18 protein-coding genes and 1 pseudogene are annotated in these 24413 nt (G+C 40.8%); 16 read left to right on the top strand and 3 right to left on the bottom strand.

Going from position 1 to position 24413, the window contains the following annotated elements; translation table 11 throughout:
* Window positions 1-56 precede the first annotated feature (56 nt).
* Window positions 57-1241 carry a class I SAM-dependent methyltransferase gene (locus ACVR1G_RS09615; protein ID WP_447452958.1) on the bottom strand — a complete coding sequence of 395 codons (1185 nt, stop codon included), beginning with the start codon at window positions 1239-1241 and terminating at the stop codon, window positions 57-59.
* Between the two features lie 271 nt (window positions 1242-1512).
* On the opposite strand from ACVR1G_RS09615, the gene ACVR1G_RS09610 reads away from it, so the two are divergent.
* From ACVR1G_RS09610 to ACVR1G_RS09570, 9 genes are all read left to right on the top strand, one after another.
* Window positions 1513-2997 (top strand): prolyl oligopeptidase family serine peptidase, encoded by a 1485-nt coding sequence (locus ACVR1G_RS09610; protein WP_447452957.1) that lies wholly within the window; start codon window positions 1513-1515, stop codon window positions 2995-2997.
* A gap of 333 nt (window positions 2998-3330) precedes the next feature.
* Window positions 3331-4764, top strand: a complete 1434-nt coding sequence (locus tag ACVR1G_RS09605) for a 6-phospho-beta-glucosidase (RefSeq protein WP_447452956.1) — start codon at window positions 3331-3333, stop codon at window positions 4762-4764.
* A gap of 80 nt (window positions 4765-4844) precedes the next feature.
* Window positions 4845-5180 (top strand): hypothetical protein, encoded by a 336-nt coding sequence (locus ACVR1G_RS09600; protein ID WP_447452955.1) that lies wholly within the window; start codon window positions 4845-4847, stop codon window positions 5178-5180.
* Window positions 5181-5385: 205 nt separating this feature from the next.
* The gene (locus tag ACVR1G_RS09595; RefSeq protein ID WP_447452954.1) at window positions 5386-5703 is read left to right on the top strand and encodes a PTS cellobiose transporter subunit IIB; all 318 of its coding nucleotides are present in this window, start codon (window positions 5386-5388) and stop codon (window positions 5701-5703) included.
* Between the two features lie 23 nt (window positions 5704-5726).
* The gene (locus ACVR1G_RS09590) at window positions 5727-7712 is read left to right on the top strand and encodes a BglG family transcription antiterminator (protein ID WP_447452953.1); all 1986 of its coding nucleotides are present in this window, start codon (window positions 5727-5729) and stop codon (window positions 7710-7712) included.
* 4 nt (window positions 7713-7716) lie between these two features.
* Window positions 7717-8031 (top strand): PTS cellobiose transporter subunit IIA, encoded by a 315-nt coding sequence (locus tag ACVR1G_RS09585; protein WP_447452952.1) that lies wholly within the window; start codon window positions 7717-7719, stop codon window positions 8029-8031.
* 13 nt (window positions 8032-8044) lie between these two features.
* A complete protein-coding gene (locus tag ACVR1G_RS09580; RefSeq protein WP_447452951.1) occupies window positions 8045-8557 on the top strand; it encodes a hypothetical protein in 513 nt (170 codons plus the stop codon).
* A gap of 31 nt (window positions 8558-8588) precedes the next feature.
* Window positions 8589-9929: a PTS cellobiose transporter subunit IIC gene (celB, locus tag ACVR1G_RS09575; RefSeq protein ID WP_447452950.1), complete on the top strand. Its 1341-nt coding sequence runs from the start codon at window positions 8589-8591 to the stop codon at window positions 9927-9929.
* Window positions 9930-10052: 123 nt separating this feature from the next.
* The gene (locus ACVR1G_RS09570; protein ID WP_447452949.1) at window positions 10053-10397 is read left to right on the top strand and encodes a DUF6568 family protein; all 345 of its coding nucleotides are present in this window, start codon (window positions 10053-10055) and stop codon (window positions 10395-10397) included.
* A gap of 112 nt (window positions 10398-10509) precedes the next feature.
* Here ACVR1G_RS09570 and gshAB read toward each other — a convergent pair whose 3' ends face one another.
* Window positions 10510-12765, bottom strand: a complete 2256-nt coding sequence (gene gshAB / locus ACVR1G_RS09565) for a bifunctional glutamate--cysteine ligase GshA/glutathione synthetase GshB (protein ID WP_447452948.1) — start codon at window positions 12763-12765, stop codon at window positions 10510-10512.
* Between the two features lie 359 nt (window positions 12766-13124).
* Here gshAB and ACVR1G_RS09560 point away from each other — a divergent pair, with 359 nt between their 5' ends.
* Complete coding sequence (locus tag ACVR1G_RS09560) at window positions 13125-14417, top strand: adenylosuccinate synthase (RefSeq protein WP_447452947.1); 1293 nt, start codon at window positions 13125-13127, stop codon at window positions 14415-14417.
* 287 nt (window positions 14418-14704) lie between these two features.
* On the opposite strand, the gene ACVR1G_RS09555 is transcribed toward ACVR1G_RS09560, so the two are convergent.
* Window positions 14705-15412 carry a UTRA domain-containing protein gene (locus ACVR1G_RS09555; RefSeq protein WP_447452969.1) on the bottom strand — a complete coding sequence of 236 codons (708 nt, stop codon included), beginning with the start codon at window positions 15410-15412 and terminating at the stop codon, window positions 14705-14707.
* Between the two features lie 187 nt (window positions 15413-15599).
* On the opposite strand from ACVR1G_RS09555, the gene malQ reads away from it, so the two are divergent.
* The 6 genes and pseudogenes from malQ to ACVR1G_RS09525 form a co-directional block, all read left to right on the top strand.
* Window positions 15600-17093 carry a 4-alpha-glucanotransferase gene (malQ, locus tag ACVR1G_RS09550; RefSeq protein ID WP_447452946.1) on the top strand — a complete coding sequence of 498 codons (1494 nt, stop codon included), beginning with the start codon at window positions 15600-15602 and terminating at the stop codon, window positions 17091-17093.
* Window positions 17094-17110: 17 nt separating this feature from the next.
* Complete coding sequence (gene glgP / locus ACVR1G_RS09545) at window positions 17111-19375, top strand: glycogen/starch/alpha-glucan family phosphorylase (protein ID WP_447452945.1); 2265 nt, start codon at window positions 17111-17113, stop codon at window positions 19373-19375.
* Between the two features lie 247 nt (window positions 19376-19622).
* Window positions 19623-20414, top strand: coding sequence for an endonuclease/exonuclease/phosphatase family protein (locus ACVR1G_RS09540; RefSeq protein WP_447452944.1), 792 nt, complete (start codon window positions 19623-19625; stop codon window positions 20412-20414).
* A gap of 270 nt (window positions 20415-20684) precedes the next feature.
* Window positions 20685-22859, top strand: a complete 2175-nt coding sequence (locus ACVR1G_RS09535) for a PTS transporter subunit IIBC (protein ID WP_447452943.1) — start codon at window positions 20685-20687, stop codon at window positions 22857-22859.
* 271 nt (window positions 22860-23130) lie between these two features.
* Complete coding sequence (locus ACVR1G_RS09530) at window positions 23131-23976, top strand: ABC transporter ATP-binding protein (protein WP_447452942.1); 846 nt, start codon at window positions 23131-23133, stop codon at window positions 23974-23976.
* A pseudogene (locus ACVR1G_RS09525) lies at window positions 23969-24397 on the top strand (ABC transporter permease); the annotation flags it as partial. The gene ACVR1G_RS09530 and the pseudogene ACVR1G_RS09525, both read left to right, overlap by 8 nt.
* Window positions 24398-24413 lie beyond the last annotated feature (16 nt).

Raw genomic sequence — 24413 nt, 5'->3', positions numbered from 1 at the left:
CACTAAAATTAAAAAGCTGGGTCTAGGAAAACTCTTAGACTCAGCTTTTTGTCTGCTTATTTATACATATAGTCCCTAGTCATAGGCATGGTAGACTTGGTTTCTCCTTTTGATAGAAGGTATTGAACCACATCGATATTCCCTGCTTGGAAGGAACCGGCACAAGCCTGTAAATATAAATCCCACATTCTGATGAACCGCTCGTCGTGGAGTTTCCGCGCCTCTGGCAGAGCTTTGTGGAAGTTCTCTGTCCACCTCTCAAGAGTCTTTTGATAGTGACGACGCAGGAATTCAATATCTGCTACTTGAAGTCCAGCATCAGAAATATGCTCCAAATTTTCAGTTAGCCGAGGAATGTAACCACCGGGAAAGATATACTTGTTAATCCAGCCATTATAGCCATTGCCATGATTTCCTCCTGCTTGACCAGTAATCCCATGAATCAGAGCCAGACCGTCCTCTGTAAGGTAACGAGAAAGGGTGTCAAAGTATTGGCCTAAATTCTCTTTACCGACATGTTCAAACATGCCAACGCTGGTAATATAATCATAAGGTCCCTCTTCAATATCGCGGTAGTCTTTAAGGATGACTTTTGCTCGATCCTCTAGGCCCTTTTCCTTGATGCGCTGATTGACATAGTTAGCTTGTTCTTCACTAAGTGTGATACCTGCGACCTTCAAGCCGTATTGTTCACAGGCTGTTAACATGAGAGTACCCCAGCCACAGCCAATATCCAATAATGTTTTTCCAGGCTGCGGATTCAGTTTCTTAATAATGTGGTGGATTTTATTGATCTGAGCTTCTTCCAAACTATCATCTTCATGTTGGAAGTAAGCACAAGAATAGGTCGCTGTTTTATCAAGCCACAGACGGTAAAAGTCATTCCCAATGTCATAATGACTTTGGACATCAGATTTACTATCACTTTTAGTATGGGATTGCTTGGGTAAGAAGCGGGCAAATTTACTATTTTTCAAAAAACTATCAGAAGCATGATAGGCTGACACAATCAATTCTTGAATCGAACCCTCAATTTCAATATCGCCGTCCATGACAGCTTCTCCTAAAACGATTGAAGCGTTCTGGGTAAGATTAGACACTGAGATTTTCTTATTAAATTTAATTTTGACCCGTGGATGTTCACCATTATAGACCTCAGTTTTACCATTAGGGTAGGTAACTTGCAGCGGAATATCAAATGAATTTTTTATGAGTTGCTTAACAATTAAGTTATCCATCATGAGACCCAAACCTCCAATTTTAATTTTGCTCCTATTATAGTTCTTAGAGAGCTTGCCTGTAAAAAATTTGATTTATTATTGGACAAATACGAAAAAGGTGTCCAATTTTGAGGAAACTGTGCGTCTTATCTGATTGATTGTTTAGCATTGCTGCAGGCTTGTTTAATTAAAACGAAATCGCTTTCCTTACTGATACGGAAAAAGTCTAAATGGTCATTTGACATAGTCCTTCTTATAACAACTATAGGATATTTAATTAAGGAGGTGCGAGATGCGCCGGTCTTTAAAACTAGCTATTATTACTATCTTAGGGTTGGTTATTGTCGGATGCTCAGCGACCAGCAATACCACTAAACCAAGTATTAAAAAACTATCTATTGGTATTCAAGGGTATGAATTTGGGCCGGCAGTGCGAAAAGTAATCATTGAATTGAATACTCCTGTTAAATCAGCGGATGGTGCTAAGGTCACCGTGCAGACTGCTAAGGTTGATCGAACTGTAGATAATGTATACTTATCTGACAAGTTGGGTAAGGAGACTACTAAGAAGAGTAAATATGTTACATTGGATCTTCATGTTGACTACTCAGATAAAACGTTCTCCGCTGTCGCTAGCCCATTTCACTATAACACAGAGACCTTTATGAATGAGTGGGCTTCTCACTATAATGTCATTGTTAAAGGTCTCAAAATTGGTGACAGTATCCTTTCTAAGAATACTGATGCCATAAAAAATCGTGTAATACCCGAAGTTGATAAGTTTAATGTTAAAGATAAATTTACAGGCACTTATAAAAATTCTTTGACAAATAAAAAAGAAAAGTCTACCTTGCACTATGCTGCTTATCAGCCTGAAAAGCTAAAAGGTCAAGATAAAAATCCCTTGATTATTTGGTTAAACGGTCAAGGAGAAGGTGGGACAGATACCAGTATTGAATTGCTTGGTAATGAAGTTACGGCCTTGATAGGTGATGATATTCAAAGGCAGTTCTCCGCTGGTAAGCAGAAAGGAGCCTATGTTCTTGCGGTTCAGTCCCCTACCTATTGGATGGATGAAGGCGATGGCACAAACGGTTCTGGTGCGGGTGTTTCTCGCTATACAGAAATACTGATGGATACTATTAAAGAGTATGTTAAGCCAAACCCCGATATCGATCCTAATCGCATTTATCTTTCAGGGTGTTCAAATGGCGGTTATATGACCATGAATATGGCTATCCATTATCCTGATTATTTTGTAGCCTTGGCACCAAGTGCTACAGCTTACTCCTACTATGATCTTGAGCGCAATGAAGACGGTACCTACAAGAAGGTCAAGGATGAGCAAACAGGACAAGAGGTTCCAGTGCAAAGAGAGGAACTTTGGTTTGATAGAGAAAAAGTAAATGCTATTAAAGATATTCCAATTTGGTTTATCCATGCAGCTAATGATACGACTGTCAACCCTCAAACCTACTCTCTCCCCATCTATAAAGCCTTGATTGACGCTGGAGCTACCAATAAATGGTTCTCTTACTATGAATCAGTTTCTGGAACAGATATCAAAGGTGTAGACTATCTTGGTCACTGGTCATGGATTTATTACTTCAATAATCAAGTAACAGGTGTGCAAGATCCAGAGACTATCCGAAATGGCCAAGAAATATCTGGCTTTGAACCGAGCGATTCAACTTTCGGAGGAAGAAATAAAGCAGAAGTAGATGGACAAATTTACGACAATATTTTCTCGTGGCTCAATGCGCAATCCAAAAATTAGGAATAATACTTTTCAGAACTGAGATTCTAAATAAGCAACACTTTAAAAGTTAACTGTCTTAGTTTAATTTTTAGGATTTTTCATAAAAGTGTTTTCCGCATAGTTACGGAAAAAAATTGTATGGCTATTTGAAATTTTTTCTCTTATAATCTAGGTGATATAAGAATATATATTTGCTCTAAAAATAGGGCAACAAGTATCTTGTAAATTGAACTCGCCTACACTCCTGTGGAATTAGATAAATGCCGCTCGATTCTTAATGAATCGTCACTCCATTTCCTAAATTCCTTTGGAGTGCTTAACGGCTTAGTATCTTAATATAAGGAGAATGTTATGTCTAAATTACCTGAAAATTTTCTTTGGGGCGGTGCGGTTGCTGCCCATCAGCTGGAAGGCGGCTGGCAGGAAGGCGACAAGGGAATTTCTGTTGCTGATGTCATGACAGCAGGCCGACATGGCGTTCCGCGGGAAATCACAGACGGTGTCCTGCCGGGAAAATATTATCCTAACCATGAAGCAATTGACTTTTATCATCATTATAAGGAAGACATCAAACTTTTTGCGGAGATGGGCTTTAAATGTTTTCGGACGTCCATCGCCTGGACCCGCATCTTTCCTAAGGGAGATGAGACTGAGCCCAATGAAGCAGGCCTGCAATTTTACGATGATCTTTTTGATGAATGTCTCAAATATGGTATCGAACCAGTTGTAACCCTATCCCACTTTGAGTTGCCTTATCATCTTGTTACTGAATACGGTGGTTTTACTAATCGCAAGGTTATTGATTTCTTTGTCCGCTTTGCAGAAGTTTGTTTTCGTCGTTACAAAGACAAGGTTAAATACTGGATGACCTTCAATGAAATCAACAACCAAGCCAACTATCAAGAGGACTTTGCACCCTTTACCAATTCAGGTATTGTTTATAAAGAAGGTGATGACCGTGAGGCCATCATGTACAAGGCTGCCCACTATGAATTGGTAGCATCTGCGCGTGCGGTCAAAATTGGTCACGAGATTAATCCCGATTTGCAAATCGGTTGTATGATTGCCATGTGCCCAATTTATCCGGCAACCTGCAAGCCAGCTGACGTGCTGATGGCGCAAAAAGCTATGCAGAAACGCTATTATTTCACAGATGTCCATGTGCATGGCTATTATCCAGAACACATTATTAAATACTGGCAACGTAAAGGCATTAAAGTGGATGTGACAGAAGAAGATAAGGCTGACTTGCTGGCTGGTACAGTAGACTATATCGGCTTCAGCTACTACATGTCCTTTGCTATTGACAGCCACCGGCCAAACAATCCGCACTACGACTATCTGGAAACAGAAGACCTAGTCAAAAATAACTATGTCAAAGCGTCTGAGTGGGACTGGCAAATCGACCCTGAAGGCTTGCGTTATGCGCTTAACTGGTTTACAGACATGTATCATTTACCACTCTTTATTGTTGAAAATGGTTTTGGAGCAATCGACCAAGTAGCAGAAGATGGTATGGTTCATGATGATTACCGAATTGACTATCTGGCAGCCCATATCAAGGAGATGATCAAAGCTGTCGATGAAGATGGTGTTGACCTCATGGGCTACACGCCTTGGGGCTGTATTGATCTTGTCTCTGCTGGAACAGGTGAAATGCGTAAACGCTATGGTTTTATTTATGTTGATAAGCATGATGATGGTACGGGAACTTACGCTCGTTCGCCAAAACTGTCCTTTGACTGGTACAAGAAAGTCATTGTTTCAAATGGAGAAAACTTATAGTTTGTTAGTCTCGTTGCTGAATCTGAGGCTAAAATCCATGTGAAAAGGCTTCTGAAAGTGGTCAGAGAAAGGTGATGTTTATGTGGAATAATATTTTGAATAGTTTATTGGCCATTGCTATAATAGTCCTAATATTTTACCTTATTTTGTGGGTAAGAAAAAGAATAACCACTCCGACCTATCAGGGGGAAAATGGCAAACCAGCTAGCACCTACTTCATTAGTTTTAAGGAAACTGATAAGCCAGATATTCGCCAAAATTCCAAACTGATGGATATTTTATCCATCAAATATGAAACATCGGATGGTTTTGTAGTTGCCTCAACTATCAATGATGTTAAATTACGGGACTTAATCATGCAGGAATATCAGCTCAAGCTTAAAAACGTTATCATCACTTACCGGCAGGTTATTTAAGTGTTAGGATCTATCTATAAAGGCAAGAGATCAGCTATAAGGGTTGGTCTCTTTTTTGTGCGGAAATTTTAGAGAGTTCTATTTTCATATTTTCCGTATCCATGGAGATTTTTTCCGTTGAGATACGGAAAAAGTAGCGATACACATCTTGAAAACGCTATTATATAATAAAGTTAGAAATTAAATAATAAAGGAGTGCTATATTATGGCAAAACAAGCTTTGATTATCTGTGCAGGTGGCATGTCATCTTCAATGATTGCTAAAAAAACGATGACCATGCTGCAAGAGCAGGGTGAAGATATTGAAATGGATGCGGTAGGCGTACCAGAAGGTCAAAAACGTATTGAAGCAGATGATTATGATCTCTACTTGGTTAGTCCGCAGACAAAAATGAACTTTAAGCAGCTGGCTGATGCGGCTGCCAAGAAGAATAAACCTATCGTTCAGATTCCGCCGCAAGCCTACATTCCTATTCCAATGGGAATAGAAAAGATGGCTGCCTTGGTTAAAGAAAATATCTAAGTCTAATGAGGGGAGAGTGTCTGATGCTGAATAAACGTGAAAGACAAATTCTCCAGATTCTTATAAAGAACAAGGATCATTATACAACCAGTCAGGAATTGGCTGATCAGCTTGAGTGTTCAGATAGGACGATACGCACTTACTACAAATCTTTGGTGGATAAATTATCCTCCTATCCTAAATTAACGTTGATCTCAAAGCAGGGACACGGCTATAAACTTGTCATTTCCGATGATGAGCAATTCTCTGATTTTTTGGAAGATTATCATCTGAATCTAGCCCAACTTCCTTATAAGGAAGTTTCTGATATCAATGATCGCTATAATTATTTGTTGAACAAGCTGCTCTTTGAGCAAAATAAAATTTACTTTGATGATCTAGCAGACGAACTCTATGTCAGTCGTTCAACGCTGTCTAGTGATTTCAAAAAAATTCGTGAAAAGTTTGTCCCCTACCATTTAAAGATTGAAAGCAAACCTAATAAAGGGGTTTATATCACTGGTAGTGAACGCGATAAGCGCCGCTTTATCATGGACTACTTTATCAGTTCAGGTTTCGTCAATACCCTGCATACTTATGTTGATAATGATTTGTTTAGTCAAAAAATTAGTTTTGAAGAACTAACCATTATTGTCTTGGACGAATGTCGAGAGGGGGAGTTAAAACTTTCCGATTATGTTATTCAAAACTTAGTTATTCACATTGCCTTAGCAATACGTCGGATTACGGAAGGATTTAAGATTAGTAAACTCACTGAGGCAGTTGATATAGCTGATCGATATGAACGCAAGATTGCCCAGCGTATCCTTGATAGAATTAGTCTGGTAACCAGTATTGATTTTCCTAGCGAGGAAGTTGATTACATTACTCTGCATTTGGTAACGAAAAAGCAGGCTAATGCTAGTCATGTTGTGCAGGAGCAGGAAGATCGCATTCGTCAGGAGCTGCTAGCGGCTATTGAAACACTAAATCCCGCGGTGGAGAATGATTTTCAATTGATTGAGGGTTTGATGTCCCATCTCTCAACCATGCTGATACGCTTGGAAAACGAAGTGATTCTAGACAATCCGCTGACGGATGATATTGAGAACAAATATCCAGATATGTATCAACTGGCTGAAAAGACCTTGTCGCTCATGCCGGCCTTCAGCCAGTTTTCTGTATCAAAAGACGAATTGGCTTACATCGCTCTTCATTTTATGGCAGCTAAAGAACGCTATAAAGAGCATAAAAAGTACAATATCCTGGTTATCTGTGCAACAGGCTATGGCAGTGCCCAAATGCTCAAAAGTCGTATTGAAAACGAATTGGGCAATGTCGTCCGCGTCGTTGATGTTATCGGATATTATGAAATCAGTGATCAAAAGCTGCGAGGTGTTGATTTTATTATCTCATCTATCGACCTGTCAACCCTGATTTTTAATATCCCTGTGTTTACAGTATCTGTATTTTTAGATGACGAGGAAATCAATCATATTAGGCAAGAAATTGCCAGTTTGCAGAAAAAGAAACGCCTTATTCGTTACACTAAGGAAGATACAGTTCCGCTAGAGCCGATTTTTGATGAGTTTTTTGCAAAAGAATACTTCCTTATTTTTGATAAGGCTGAAAAACAGGAGGTGCTTGCCCAGCTCATTCACAGTATTTCTGATTATGAAGGAAACCATTTTGAAAGTCGAATGCAGGAGATGGTTAAGCAAAGGGAGCTGATGAGTTCGGTTGTCTTCAGTGATAGTATTGCTGTCCCTCATCCACTGAAAGCGGTTGGGACAAAGCATCGTGTGGCTGTTGCCCTTGTTCGCCAAGGTTTAAGATGGAGTGATGACTATCCGGCTATCAAGTTAATCTTTCTGATCTCAATGTCTGTCTATGAAAACGATGGATTGCCGATTATCGCAAACAGTATTGTTGACTTAGTGGATAAGTCCGAATTACAGTCTAAAATCTTAGCCTGCCAAACCTTTGAGGAATTTAAAGCGCTATTTTTACGATTAGGAGAAAGGAAATAAAGATATGAATACAGAAGAGCTACAGGTTGCTGCCTTTGAAATCATCCTTAATTCAGGGAACGCCCGGGCCATCGTTCATGAAGCTTTCGACGCTATGCGGCAAGGCGATTATGATCTAGCTCAAAAAAAATTAGACCAAGCCAATGAAGAATTTCTGAAAGCACATCAGTCACAGACAGATCTTTTGCAAGAGTATGCAGGAGGAACAGAAATTAAAGTAGAGATCATCATGGTGCATGCTCAAGATCACCTGATGACCACCATGACCCTGCGTGAAGTAGCACTTGAAATGCTTGAGTTGTATAAGAAGTTAGAATAGGGAGGGAGCATGTATGGCCGCCTTAACTGATAAAGAAAAAGTGAGAATAGACGGCTTAAGGAAAGAAAATGGTATCAAGAATATGTACTATACACGCTATTTCTTGATACGTTACGCAGTTGTATTTTTCTTTTTCGTAAATCTTTACTGGTTGTTATTGTTGTTACTATCGGGTAAGTCAATCATGTCGTTTTTACCTATACTGTTAGGTGGTATGGGAGCTGCCTGTATGTGGGAACAGTATCAGATGTATACACGTGAGCAAAAAACTGCTCGTATAACGCAAAGTTACTTTTATCTTATCATTGCTGTGAATGGTGCATTAATTCTATTAACGCTGCTTAATCAATACAGATACTTTTACCCATTTCTCTCAAATAGCACAGCTGCTAAGTTATTTATCATTATTATTCTGGCTTTAGGAATGCTAATATCAGCATGGATGTTGAGGAAACTGAACCAAATTAATCAGAAAAAAGACCGTCAGTACCACCGTATCCAACAATATCTAGCAAGTCTTAAGTAATATATTATTTCACACTTTGAGGAGGTTTAAGATGAATAAAGTGTTTGAATTTTTAGAAAAGTACTTAATGGGGCCAATGAGTATCGTCTCTACATGGCGTCCAGTTCGTGCTATTGTCGCTGCTGGTATGGCGTCTATTCCCTTTACAATCGTAGGGTCTATGTTTCTTGTAATCAGTGTTATCCCACAAGCTTTCCCCATGCTGACTTTTTTAGAAGATATATGGGCAGGATCCTTTGATAAAATTGCCCCTTTGTATTTACAAGGCTATAATTGTACAATGGGGATTCTATCGCTCTATTTTGCCATTGTTATTGGTTACGAATACACTAAAATTTACGCCGAAGAAAACGAAGAAAATGTTGACCCTGTCTATGGAGCACTTCTGTCTGTCTTTGCTTTCTTCTTAACGATTCCTCAGTTGATTGTTTCTAAAGGTGCATTTGACTATCTGAATGTTAAAGGCGCTACGATCAATGGATGGACAATTGGTGGCAATAGTTTAGATCGTCTATCAACTTCTGGTATGTTTACAGCCATCTTAATGTCTATATTGGCTGTACAATTATATAGACTTTGTATTAATCGCAATTGGGTTGTTAAAATGCCTGATGCTGTTCCAGAAGGTGTGTCGCGCTCATTCTCAGCATTGATCCCAGCAGGGGTTGTTGCAGTTGTTATCCTCGTTATTAATGGTGCTTTTATAGCTCTTGGAACAGATATTTATCAAGTCATTGCTATTCCGTTTGCTTTTGTTCGTAATATTACAAATAGTTGGCTAGGTATAGTAGTTATCTATCTACTTGTACATGCCCTGTGGATTGTTGGTATTCATGGCGCTAATATCGTTATGGGACTCGTAAATCCAATTCTTTTGACTAATATGGCTGAAAATGCCAATGGTGCTCATATTGCTTTTGCCGGTGAATTTACAAATTCGTATGTTACTATCGGTGGTTCTGGTGCAACTTTGCTTCTTTGCTTCTATATCGCCTTTCTAGCTAAAGCACCGCAGCTTAAATTGCTTGGTCGTGCAGCTCTGGGACCTGCTATTTTCAATATTAATGAACCCTTAATTTTTGGTATCCCAATTGTCTATAATCCACTCCTAGCCCTTCCGTTTATCATTGCGCCAATTGTCAGTGCTTCAATTGGCTACTGGTCAGTTAAACTTGGGCTTGCGGGCTTCTCTATTTCGCAATCTCCTTGGCCAACGCCTGTTGGGCTCAATGCCTTCATTGGAGCGCCAGGCTCTGGAGCTTTTGGAGCTTTCCTAACCGCAATTGTCTGTGCGATCGCTGCTTTCATTGTGTGGTATCCATTCATCAAAATGTACGACAATAAACTTCTGAAAGAAGAGCAAGAAGCATAATAATCGTATATTATCTGGAGACAGGCAAGAATTCCTGTCTCTTTTTACATCAGCGTAGCAAAAAATTGCATTATTGGCTGTCTTGGTTTATGATAAGGCAAAGAAATAAAGTGAGGTAATAAGATGTCAAGTTTTGAAGAAGCCGTTAGTCATTTTGAACAAATTACTGCAGCAGAGGCACGGAATCGCATTGATGCTAAGGAGAAGTTCATCCTCTTTGTCGGTCGTCCAACCTGCCCATTCTGCCAGCGTTTTGCACCTAAACTGAGTCAAGTGGTACAAGAGACAGGTGTTGACATTGCCTACTTGCATAGCGAGGATATGTCGCAAATCGATGATATTCAGGCACTTCGCAATCGTTACGGTATAGCTACAGTGCCTGGACTCTTAGTCTCTCAAAATGGTTCTGTAAAGGTTGTTTGTGACTCCTCACTTGCACCGGAAGATATTAAAGATTTTATTGGTTAAAGCGAAGTTATAAAAAGGGTGCCTGCCTTTCAGCCCTTCTACAAGCATAAAAATTCCTAACAGTTCATCAATCTGTTAGGAATTTTTTGTTTACAATTTTAGCGTCACGGTTTTATAACTCTGGAAAAAGTTTTTCAACAACCTGAGTCGAAACAATCTGGCCAGGTCCTTGAGCACAGTATGTATGCATATACATCAAAGGATTGAAATTAAGTTCGATACAGATCGCATTAGGGTCTTGCGGTGAAAATGGCTGTCTGTAATCAGGGATAATGAGATCAACACCGCAGACCCAGGCTCCCATAGCTTTGGCCATTTGGGCAGCTAAGTCTAGATAGCTGGGGTGCATCTGCTCGGTTATGTCAATCGAATCTCCGCCAGTGGAGATATTGGAATTCTCCCGTAGATTAATCCGACTATCCTTATCTGGAATACTGTCAGGTGTGTAACCTTGCTGTTCCAACATGAGCCGTTCAATCTCTCCTAGTTCAATTTTTTCTAAAGGGGAGCGGTGGCCAGTACCGCGCAGAGGATTACTGTTTTTCTTGTCAACCAACTCTTTGATGGTAGAGTTACCATCGCCAATGACATTGGCTGGCTGACGCAACAGTACGGCTAGAGTCTCTCCCTCCAACACAAAGAAGCGATACTCAGTTCCAACAATATAGTCCTCAACTAAAATGCTGTCGTCTTCAGCAAAGGCCAGCTCGACAGCCTTGATATAATCATCTCGGCTGAAGCCATCTTTAAAAATAGAGATACCTAGCCCAAAATTTGTACTCTTGGGTTTGATGACGATCCCCTTCGTATGACTGAAACGGGCAAAACCATCAAGAGCCTCCTCTAAGCAATGGAACTCGGCCCCATCTGGAACTGGAAAACCAGCCTGTCGCAGAATTTTTTTAGTAACTGTTTTGTTTTCCATGGCGAGAGGGACGATATAGTTATCCTTAGAAGTCATATTGCCGTTTTTAACATACTCGGTATGATCCCCCAGAGATAATTTGAGAAATTGATCATTTTCATCTAAAATTTCTAGCTTTATGCCTTTTTGAATAACATCAAACATGATTAACTGGGTCGACAGTTCCATGCTTTCAAAGCCCTTGAGAGCATAAGGGGCGTGCCAAGCGAGATTGCTGTATGCCTGTCCTTGTTCGCATCCAAAGTCTTCTAAAGAGGACTCCTTGATTTCCTTGGTTAGCCGACCGCCAATAGTCAAACTAGGGTCGGTCAGTTGGGTTTCCAGCCTGTCTACCAATTGGCTGTAGTAATGAGGTAGGCTAAAGTGTTTCAGTACTGCCCGCATGGCCTGCAGTAAATCCTTAACAGGGGCTTCACTAGGTAGGGCTTCCAATGGATTTGCTCTGGCGATGCGCTCATTAAGCTTTTCGGCGGCAGCTAGTTCTTGATCAACAGCTGTGGAGCCATCCAACCAGAGTAGAGATAAGGCAAAGAGATGAACAGTATCAAGTGTTTCCTGCTTGATTCCCAGCTGGTCAAAAGGATCTAAATCAAAGCAGCGGAATTCCAAATAGGTAATTCCCTCTTCTAAAAAATCTCGACTGTGTTGTGCTCCCCGCAGACGGACAGGTGAATAGAATTCTTTTTCGGCGATTAAGCGCCCATCAGCAACACAAGCCTCAATATCATGAACATACTGCTTAAGACTCCTGTAAGAGATCTGCACATCATCTTTATTAACATAACCGTACTGACTGTTGCGAATCGAGCGCATTGGCTGAGCCACTTCTGACTCAAAAAAACCTTTTTCGGCCAGAGGACTGGCTCCGTACAAATAAGTCAACAGCCAGCGGTATTTGATAAAGTTTTGGGCTAGCTTTAGGTATAGATCATTCTTAAAAGTCACCAGATTATCGTAGTCACTCTGCTCAAAAAGCTTCATTAGCAAGTGCTTGCCTAGCCCAAAATTATAATGGATACCTGACATGGATTGCAGTCGTTTGCCATAGGTGTCAGCTAGATGCTGGCGGTAGTGGCGCTCAAAATCATCCTCTAGTTGAGCGATAACAATTTCATCTTCGCTAACTTGTGGCGGCATAGATAAAGGCCAGAGGTAGTCCTCTTTAGCAATAGAACGTCCAGCGACATCCGTGACAGCTTGTAAAAATCGGCGCGCTTCCTGAGTAGACTGACTGATCGGCGTAATCAGTTCAATCTGGGGCTCACTGTAGTCGGTTTGGATGTAAGGATGAAAACTACGTGCTCCAAGTACACGCGGATGTTCCCGTTGAGATAGCTTGTGTTGATGACGATTGATCCTCAGGCTTTCGCGTTCAATACCAAAAGTGCCTTCGAGAATAGGCAAACTGCTGGGAGCTTGTTGCAAGAGTTGATTGATGGTCATAAGGGGGCCCTCCCTTTTGGCTATTTTTGATTTATGACTATATTAAACTTTAATGACGCTTCCACTATACACTGAATCCTACGGAAACTCAAATTTCTGCTACCTTGCTTCCTGATAAAGGGCAGTATCCGAACTTTATCGCTTAATCTTGAAAATACCCTATAACGTTCGGAATTTAGCTATTATTTTTTTATTTAAAATATTTTTGTTTATATTTAGCTTCTATAATTGTCAAAATCTTGAAAAATAATCAGAAATTTCTTATAATAAATTGTTGTAGAAAACTGATAGGTGAAATTCCTATCATCTTATTCTAGAAAGGTAAAGAAAGCCGATATCAGGTTTTCTAAAGTATTAATATGACATCAGTAGTTGTGGTAGGCACCCAGTGGGGAGACGAGGGTAAGGGAAAAATCACAGATTTTTTAAGTCAAGACGCTGAAGTGATTGCTCGTTATCAAGGTGGAGACAATGCCGGGCACACCATCGTTATCGATGGTAAAAAGTTTAAGCTGCACTTGATTCCATCAGGCATCTTCTTTCCGGAGAAGTTGGCGGTCATTGGTAATGGTGTCGTTATCAATCCTAAATCTCTAGTAAAAGAGCTAGATTATCTTCATACAGAAGGTGTCAGCACCGACAATCTGCGGATTTCAGATCGAGCTCATATCATCCTGCCTTATCACATTAAATTAGATCAGCTACAGGAAGCATCCAAGGGAGATAATAAAATCGGAACGACCAACAAGGGTATCGGTCCTGCCTATATGGATAAGGCTGCGCGCGTTGGCATTCGCATCGCCGACCTTTTAGATAAGGATATTTTTGCTGACCGCCTAAAAGCTAATCTGGCTGAAAAGAATCGTCTCTTTGAAAAAATGTATGAATGTGACCCTCTTCAATTTGAGGACATTTTCCAGGAATACTACGACTACGGCCAAATCATCAAAAACTATGTGACGGATACTTCGGTCATCCTTAATGATGCCCTCGACAGCGGTAAACGCGTCCTTTTCGAAGGAGCCCAAGGAGTTATGCTTGATATAGACCAAGGGACTTACCCATTTGTCACCTCATCAAATCCTGTTGCTGGTGGAGTAACTATCGGTTCTGGTGTCGGACCAAGCAAGATTAACAAGGTTGTTGGGGTCTGCAAAGCATACACCAGCCGCGTAGGAGATGGCCCTTTTCCGACAGAATTGAGTGATGCAACAGGGGATCGTATCCGAGAGGTTGGTCATGAATATGGAACAACAACAGGCCGTCCGCGCCGTGTTGGTTGGTTTGATTCTGTTGTTATGCGCCACAGCCGCCGTGTATCAGGTATTACCAACCTATCCCTCAATTCCATTGATGTTTTGTCGGGTCTTGAGACGGTAAAAATCTGTGTGGCCTATGACCTTGACGGTCAGCGTATTAATCACTATCCAGCTAGCTTGGAGCAGCTCAAACGCTGCCAGCCAATTTATGAAGAATTGCCGGGATGGTCAGAAGATATTACCGACTGCCGCAGTCTTGATGAATTACCAGAAAATGCCCGCAATTACGTCCGCCGTATCGGTGAACTGGTCGGCGTTCGCATTTCAACTTTCTCAGTCGGACCGGATCGCGACCAAACCAACATTTTAGATAGTGTTTGGGCGAATATTTAAACAGGCAAAGTAAAATAAGGGAACCTAATGAAGAGTCTTTAAAGAATTTTAGAAAATGGGTGACGAAACATCTTGCTTCGTCACCCATTTTATCTAAGTTTACAGAGTCATATGTTCGATTAAATAGAATACAAAAAAAGACCTAGCGAATAAAGTTAAATAGAAGTTGACGCAGATGTTTATCACTAGGAGAATTTTATCTTTTTTGGTAAAGTCTATAGCGCGTTAAGAATTTATTCAACGATAGAACAATCAGGTTTTTACTCGGCCTTCTTTTGTTTATAAAATCACCGTTTAGCCATAGTAACAAAGGTAAATTTATCGGGGCGATAGCTAATGGTGCCGTATTGGAAGAGTTGGCCGTTGGAGAGATAGGTTAGACTGGTGACAACCGCTACCATCTTGAAATCTCCCAAATCCATGTTAGCCTGTTCCTCTTCTGTAGCATAGCGAAAAGAAATTTCACGACGGGAATGTGTAATCCGCAAACCAAGCTGATTTTCTAAATATTGATAGATTGAATTTTCGGCAATAGTCTTATTGAGGTAAGGAACAACGCGGCGATCGAAATAGGAAAGCTCAAACTCGATGCGCTCACCAGCAATAATTCTGCTGCGACCAACCCGATAGAAATCAACGCTGTCGTCAACTTTAAAGATATCCATAATCTCTTTTTCGCCCTGAATGATATAAAGATTATCCAACTGTGTCTTAATATCAAGCTGACCATCGCGGTTAAGTTCATCTGAAGTCTTGATTTCAGAGAGATAATTGTTTTTGGTGCGACCGTGTTCCATAACAATCGAATTGCGCCCTCGCATTTTTTGGATATAACCATCCAATTCTAGCAAGGACAGAGCCTTTCGGATCGTATCTTTGGAGTAGCCATAGATTTCCATCAGTTCGTTTTCAGTGGGGAGCTCTTGGTTGGGTTGGAGCTGGCCCTCTTCAATCTGCTTTTTAATGTCTTCATAAACTTGCTTGTACTTACTCATGCTCATAAATTTAATGTCCTTTAATATTATAGTCATATTTTATCATAAATAGACCTTAACAAGCAATTAAATACGTATCATATAAAGAAATAAAAAAAGAATTACGTAAAACTATTGACAGAAGAAATCGCTTACACTATAATGAAAGATGTACTAACCTTTAGGAGGCTTAGGGGAGGAAGAATTTATGAAAAAACGAACAAGTGGTGTTTTAATGCACATTACCTCTTTGCCAGGAGAGCGTGGAATTGGAACTTTTGGACAGGCCGCCTATGATTTTGTGGACTTCTTGGTAGAGACAAAACAGAGCTATTGGCAAATTTTACCGTTGACAACTACTAGCTACGGGGACTCTCCCTACCAGTCTTTTTCAGCAATTGCAGGGAACACCAACTTGATCGATTTGGATTTGTTGGTAGCAGATGGCTGGCTAAGTACTGTTGATTTAGCTAGGGTCAGCTTTGGGAATAATCCAGAGGAAGTGGATTATGGCTTACTGTTTAAAGTACGCCGCCCTCTGTTAGAAAAAGCTGTCCGGGCCTTCTTAGCAAATCGTTCTAACAGCCAAAAATTAGCAGATTTTGAAGCGGACAATCAGTACTGGCTGCAGGATTACGCCGAGTTCATGGCTATTAAAGAGTATTTTGGACAGAAAGCTTTGCAGGAGTGGGAGGATAAAAAGGCCATATTGCGTGATGAGGGCACTTTAACTGAGCTCCGTCGTAATTTGGCTGATAGTATTGATTACCATAGGGTTACCCAATACTTTTTCTTCCAACAGTGGCAGACTCTTAAGGGTTACGCTAACAAGTCCGGTATTAAAATTATCGGCGATATGCCAATTTATGTATCTGCTGATAGTGTTGAAGTATGGACCATGCCGGAACTATTCAAGGTAGATAAAGAGCGTAAGCCGCTTTACGTTGCAGGTGTCCCCGCAGATGAGTTCAGTGATGAGGGACAGTACTGGGGCAATCCCATTTATGAGTGGTCAGCTCACAAGACAAGTGGCTATGCTTGGTGGATCAATCGTGTCAAGGAGAGCCTAAAACTCTATGACGTGATTCGGATTGACCATTTTAAAGGTTTTTCTGATTTTTGGCAGGTTGAGGCCAGCCAGTCGACTGCAAAATATGGGACATGGCAACCGGGCCCAGGCTATGATCTCTTTCGTGCTATTAAGAAAGAACTGGGTCAGGTGCCAATTATTGCGGAGAATTTAGGTTATATTGATGAGAAGGCTGAGAAACTTTTAGCAGACACAGCCTTCCCGGGCATGAAGATTTTAGAGTTTGGTTTACAGGGGCCGAATGAAAGCAATTTTGATTTGCCGCACTTCTACACGAGTCACTCAGTGGCTTATACAGGCACCCATGATAATGAAGTAGTGCGCGGATGGTATCAAGGCTTAAGCGAAGAAGCAAGAGCCTATACAGACCGTTACACCCATCGGGCACCCGGAGAACCCGTGACACAAGCACTGCTTCGCACACTCTATGCGACGGTTAGCGATATAGCTATAGCGACCATGCAGGATATTTTAGATTTACCGGCTTCCAGTCGGATGAATACGCCAAATACCGTCGGTACCAACTGGCGATGGCGGATGACAGCCGACCAATTAACGGATGATAAGAAAGAATTTTTAAAGACTATTACAGAAACCTATCACAGAGGATAAGAAAAGAGGATAAGAAAATGAGTGTTACACAGTATATAGAAGAGAAACAAGGGACTAAGTTAGCCGATTTGGATAACAAGGCCATCTATTTAACTCTGATGGACTATGTTAAGGAGAGGGCTCGTCAGCTTCCTAAAAATACAGGGAAACGTAAGATCTACTACATTTCAGCTGAATTTCTAATTGGGAAGCTCTTATCCAATAACCTTATTAATCTAGGGATCTATCAGGAAACCAAAGAAGCCTTAGCGGCAGCTGGGAAATCTATCGCTCAGATTGAAGATGAGGAGCTGGAACCTTCTTTAGGTAATGGCGGACTGGGGCGTCTGGCATCCTGCTTCATCGACTCTATGGCTAGTCTTGGTATTAATGGTGAAGGTGTTGGCCTTAACTATCACTGCGGTCTTTTCAAACAGGTCTTCCATGATAATCAGCAAGAAGCACAGCCTAACTACTGGATTGAAGATGACTCTTGGCTGGTGCCAACAGATATCAGTTACAACGTGCCTTTTAAGGACTTTTCCCTTAAGTCCCGTCTAAATCGCATTGATGTGCTGGGCTACCACAAGGGCAGCAAAAACTACCTCAATCTGTTTGATATTGATGGGCTAGACTATGGCTTGATCCACGATGGGATTACCTTTGATAAAACACAAATCCAAAAGAACCTAACCCTCTTTCTCTATCCTGATGATTCAGATAAGAGTGGTGAACTTCTGCGGATTTATCAACAGTACTTCATGGTCTCAAATGCGGCTCAGCTTCTGATTGATGAGGCCTTGGAACGTGGTTCTAACCTCCATGATTTGGCGGATTATGCCTATGTCCAAATCAACGACACCCATCCGTCTATGGTCATTCCAGAGCTCATTCGACTTTTGGCTGAGCAGCATGGCCTTGATTTTGAGGAAGCCGTTACGATCGTGTCTCAGATGGTCGGCTATACCAACCACACTATTTTGGCTGAAGCCTTGGAAAAATGGCCTCTGGACTACCTCAATGAGGTTGTTCCGCATTTGGTCACCATTATTGAAAAACTAGATACCTTGATTCGAGACAAGTATAGCAACCCAACTGTGCACATTATTGATAAGGACCAGCGCGTCCACATGGCCAACATGGATATTCATTACTCGACCAGTGTCAATGGGGTCGCTGCCCTTCATACAGAAATTCTGAAGACTAGTGAACTCAAGAATTTCTATCAACTTTACCCAGAGAAATTTAACAACAAAACCAACGGTATTACCTTTCGCCGCTGGTTGGAATTTGCCAATCAAGATTTAGCAGCCTATCTCAAGGAACTGATTGGCGATAGCTATCTGACTGATGCTACGAAATTGGAGAAACTCTTGACCTTTGTCGATGATGAAAGGGTTCAAAATCGTTTGGCTGAGATCAAATTCAACAACAAGCTGGCTCTCAAGCGTTATCTCAGGGAGAATAAGGGGATTGATTTGGATGAAAATTCTATCATTGACACCCAGATCAAACGTTTCCACGAGTACAAGCGACAACAGATGAACGCCCTCTATGTTATCCACAAATACTTGGAAATCAAGCGAGGTCATTTGCCTGAGAAGAAAATCACCATCATCTTCGGTGGTAAGGCAGCACCGGCCTACACCATCGCTCAGGATGTTATTCATCTTATCCTCAGTCTGTCAAAGTTGATTAATAATGACCCTGAGGTCAGTCCTTACCTTAATGTACATCTGATGGAAAATTACAATGTTACCGTGGCCGAGCACCTGATTCCAGCAACTGATATTTCAGAACAAATTTCTTTAGCATCTAAAGAGGCTTCGGGTACAGGGAATATGAAATTCATGCTCAATGGTGCTCTTACTTTAGGAACCATGGACGGCGCCAATGTTGAAATTGCAGAGCTGGCTGGTAAAGATAATATCTATAGCTTCGGTAAGGACTCCGATACCATCATTGATCTTTATGCTAAGTCTGGTTATGTATCTAAAGATTATTATGACAAGGACGCTGAAATTAAAGAAGCTGTAGATTTTATTGTCAGTCCTGAACTCAAGACGGTCGGTAATGAAGAGCGGCTCAGCCGCCTTCATCAGGAACTGATTTCTAAGGATTGGTTCATGACCTTGATTGATCTGAAAGACTACATTGCGACCAAGGAAAGAATGTTGACAGACTATCAAGATCAAGCAGCTTGGAACCGTAAGGTTATCCACAACATCGCCAAAGCAGGCTTTTTCTCATCTGACCGAACCATTGCTCAGTACAATGAGGAGATTTGGCATAGTGAATTTTAATCCAATGATTAAAACAGCTGTTCGAAGGAAGATTCATCGCTAAATGAAAAGTAGCAGAAGGCAAACAAGTTCATTGCGACAGTTTACTTCTGTTGCTTTTTTTCTGTCTCTTACGATTATCAGTTGTATATATCAAATCCAATTACAGCAAAAAACGATATTTTTTAAAAAGAATTACGTAATACATATTGACTTTAGAAAACGTTTGCATTATAATAAAACCATAGCTTAGGAGAAAGGAGCAGGTATGAAACTGCTGACCTTAAATGTTCATGCTTGGTTAGAAGAAAATCAGGAGATGAAACTGAAATATTTAGCGGATACCATAGCGGAGAGAGACTATGATATTATTGCGCTTCAGGAAGTTAATCAGAGCATCTCGGCTCCTAGGGTAGAGGGAGAGTTGAGAAAAGATAATTATGGATTAATTTTGCTGGAACTGCTTAGAGAGAGAGGAGTCACAAACTACGCTTATCATTGGTCAACCTCACATATTGGCTATGATATCTACGATGAAGGGCTGGCATTTTTGACTAAGTATAAGGTGCTGGCAGTCGAGGATTTTTATACTTCCAAAAGTCAAGATATCCATACTATTAATGCTAGAAAAATTATCAAACTTAATCTAGAAATAGAGGGTCAGCCTGTTGAAGTTTACAGTTGTCATATGAATCTACCAACAAGTCAGTCTGAAAATCAAGAAGATAATCTCCGCCGCTTAGTGAGCTATTCTGATTTTGCCGGACTCAAGATTTTTATGGGAGACTTCAATACGGACGCTATCAGTTCACCCTTAGCCTATCAAAAGATCTTAGATAAAGGGCTCTTGGATACCTATCATTTAGCCAAGGAAAAAGACGATGGTATCACAGTATCTAAATCTATTGATGGTTGGGCTGAACAAGCGCAGGAAAAACGTCTGGATTACATCTTCATTACTCAGAGGCGTCCAGTTTTATCTAGTCAGGTCATTTTTAATAACCGCCATGGCAATGTGGTGTCAGACCATTTTGGTGTTGAGGTCATCATTGATATCTAGTTACTATCTAGATAGCCCCTTGCCCACCTTTGATGCAAAACTTAATGTCAGAGTATTCAGGGGTTGGTTGAACTTAAACTTTAATGGAATAATTATAGTGAAACCTAGGCTAATCCTTCAGAAAAAAGAGGCGCTGATGCTAGAAATTTGTGCTACAGCTGTAGCTGCTAGTACTATTGCTGGTCACAAACACCATAATTTCTGACTAAGTTCCTATTTTTCAATTGGATTTTATCACTTTTTGTATCTTTCTAATAAGGAGTTATTTAAATGAAAAACGTTAAAAGCTTAGCAAGCTTCGAATTTTGGCAAAAATTCGGAAAATGTCTCATGGTTGTTATTGCTGTCATGCCAGCTGCGGGGCTTATGATCAGTATTGGTAATTCATTAGCTTTGATTGCTCCCAACAATGAAGTTTGGCTGCAAGTCACGAATCTAATTTCTCAGATTGGCTGGGGCTTTTTAAACAACCTGCATCTACTCTTTGCTTTGGCCATTGGTGGCAGCTGGGCTAAGGAAAAAGCAGGTGGTGCCTTTGCTGCTGGTATCTCTTTTATCCTAATCAATTTGATCACCGGTAATTTCTACGGTGTTACAACGGACATGTTGGCAGATGATAAGGCTGTTGTTTATAATATCTTTGGCGGACAAATGCGTGTTGCCGACTATTTTATCAATGTCCTTAATCAGCCCGCTCTTAACATGGGTGTTTTCGTTGGGATCATTGCTGGTTTCGTCGGGGCTACGGCCTATAATAAATATTATAATTTCCGCAGACTGCCAGATGTCCTGACCTTCTTTAATGGCAAACGTTTCGTTCCCTTTATTGTTATCATACGTTCAGCTATTGTTGGGTTAGTTATGGCGATTTTCTGGCCCTTGGTTCAATCTGCCATCAATGGTTTTGGTCAATGGTTGGCTAACTCCCAGGATACGGCACCATTCTTGGCGCCTTTCCTCTACGGTACCCTGGAGCGCTTACTTCTGCCATTTGGCCTCCACCACATGTTGACTATCCCCATGAACTACACCCAGCTCGGCGGTACTTATCACTCAGTCGTTACTGGTAAGGATGTTCTGGGACAAGATCCCCTCTGGTTAGCTTGGGTAACAGACCTTATTCACCTTAAGGGAAGTGATCCTAGCAAATACCATCAATTATTGCAAGATGTTGTTCCAGCTCGTTTCAAGGTTGGTCAGATGATTGGCGCCTCAGGTATTTTGATGGGGATGACTGTTGCTATGTACCGCAATGTTGATCCTGATAAGAAGAAAAAATACAAATCAATGTTTATCTCTGCCGCCGCTGCCACCTTCCTAACAGGAGTTACTGAACCCTTGGAATACATGTTCATGTTCGCTGCACTGCCACTTTACGCTGTCTATGCCATTATCCAAGGTTTAGCCTTTGCCATGGCCGATCTCGTTCACCTTCGTCTTCATTCATTTGGGAATATTGAACTTTTGACGCGTACACCAATGGCTATTAAGGCTGGGTTGGGTATTGATGTGGTCAACTTTATCTGGGTGAGTGTGCTCTTTGGTCTATTAACCTATTTCATTGCTAACTTTATGATTCAAAAGATGAATCTAGCGACTGCTGGCCGTAATGGTAACTACGACAGCGAAGAAGTTGACGAAGCTATCCATGCTAATAATGGAGATGCTGAAACATCAGTTGATTCTCAAATTGTCCAAATCATTAACCTGTTGGGTGGACAAGATAATATTGAAGATGTTGATGCTTGTATGACCCGCCTGCGTGTAACGGTTAAAAATCCTGAGCATGTCGGCGGTGAAAATGACTGGAAGAAGGCGGGTGCTCTCGGACTGGTTGTCAAAGGGCAGGGAGTCCAAGCTGTTTATGGACCTAAGGCTGATGGGCTCAAATCTGATATTCAAGATCTCCTAGACTCCGGTGCTCGTATACCTGTGGTTGACTTCTCTAAAAAAGAAGAAGTAGCAGCACCGGAAAGTAGCTTCAAGGGTACCACTGAGGCGGTTATTTCGGTGGCTGATGGTGAGATTATTCCAATCGAGCAAGTCAAGGATCCAGTTTTCTCCGGTAAGATGATGGGAGATGGCTTTGCGATTGAACCTACAGATGGTAATGTCTATTCACCGGTAACCGGTGTTGTAACCAGTGTTTTTCCTACCAAACACGCTTACGGTCTCTTAACCGATGATGGTTTAGAAGTATTAGTCCACATTGGGATTGATACGGTTAATCTGAATGGTCTTCCATTCTCGCCCAAGGTAGCCGATGGTCAGCGCGTGGAAGCTGGTGATCTCCTTGCCGTAGTTGACTTGGCAGCCCTTGAAGCAGCTAAAAAGGAAAAATCAATCATTGTTGTCTTTACCAATGCAGCAGAAGTCAAGTCTGTAACCCTAGAAAACGTCGGGAAACAACCAGCTAAAACAGTAGCTGCTCAGGTTGAAATTTAGAGAGGAAATAGCATAATTACTATTCCTAATAAACAGATTTACTAACGAGGTCAAAATAGATGTGGCCTCGTTTTTAAGTCATTCGAAATAAGAAATAATCTGCATTCTAGGTTTGTTAAAAAAATAAACAAGCAAAAAATAAAGACACATCAGGGAGTTTGAATTGTAATAATAAGTTTCAATGGGGCATCCATGTAGCCGACATGGATGTCGTTTTCTTTTTGCTCCCCTTTCTTTATAATAACGCCATACCGTTAAGAAAGGAACATGTATGAATACTTCAGTTATTGTTGCTCAGGATATTAGAAAAACGTTTAGTAAGACTGTTGCTCTTGATGACATTTGTTTTTCGATTGAAAAGGGTCAAATTTTTGGATTTCTTGGACCTTCGGGTTCAGGAAAGACGACTACAATCAATATTTTGACAGGACAGTTAAGGGAAGACAGCGGTCAGTCCTCAATTTTAGGACAAAATTCCCATAAATTAACAAGTCAAGAATTAGGGAAAATTGGTTTAGTTGGTGATACTACTGGCTTTTATGAAAAAATGACCCTTTATAATAACCTGCTTTTTTATGCTAAATATTATGGAATAGATAATCTTGCTATTGATGATCTCTTAAAGCGGGTTGGTCTCTATGACAGCCGCAAGACAGTTGCTGAAAAACTCTCAACAGGTATGAAACAGCGAATGCTTCTAGCTCGTGCCTTAATTAACCAACCTCGAGTTCTATTTCTTGATGAACCAACTTCAGGTCTTGATCCGGCAACCTCTCAGGCCATCCATGAGCTGATTTTAGAGCTGAAAGAATCTGGGACAACAATCTTTTTGACCACTCATGACATGAATGAAGCGACCTTGCTTTGTGATAATTTAGCCTTGCTTAATGAGGGGAGATTAGTTGAACAAGGGAGTCCAAAAGACCTAATCCGGAAATATAATCAGGACAAGCGAGTTAAATTGAGTTATGAAGACGGCTCAGAAAGAACTTTAGATTTTACTGAACTGGGTCAAGTCATGGTTAATGATGGCGAAAAAATAGTGACCATCCATTCTTGTGAGCCAACATTAGAAGATATTTTTATTCAATTAACAGGAGGAAAACTCAATGTTTAGACAATTTACGGCCCTTCTTTGGTTGCGCTGTCAGATTATTCTATCTAATAAGAGTGTTCTCTTACAGGTACTTATGCCTGTAGCCCTGATTTACCTTTACCGGTTTATAATAGACAGTCAGTCCGGTCCAAAGGATCAAATAGGCCTTGCTTATCTAATGCTTTGTATTCCTTTTGCCATTGTCTTAGCTGTAGGCAGCCCAATTCTAACTATTTTAGCAGATGAAAAGGAAAAGAAAACTCTAAAGACATTGTTACTCAGTGGAGTTAGGACTAATGAGTATCTTCTATCGACATTAGTTGTCCCCCTAGTCTTAACAATAGTCTACCTGACGCTTACTCCGGTTATTTTGGATGTACCTATTGATAATTTAGTGAATTATTGGGCTATTGGCGGCCTCACAGCTTTAGCAATTGTTCTCCCCAATATTTGTACAA

The sequence above is a fragment of the Streptococcus dentasini genome (assembly GCF_053206945.1).
The sequence above is the reverse complement of the archived record's forward strand: the minus strand, read 5'-3'. Positions and strand labels throughout refer to the sequence as shown.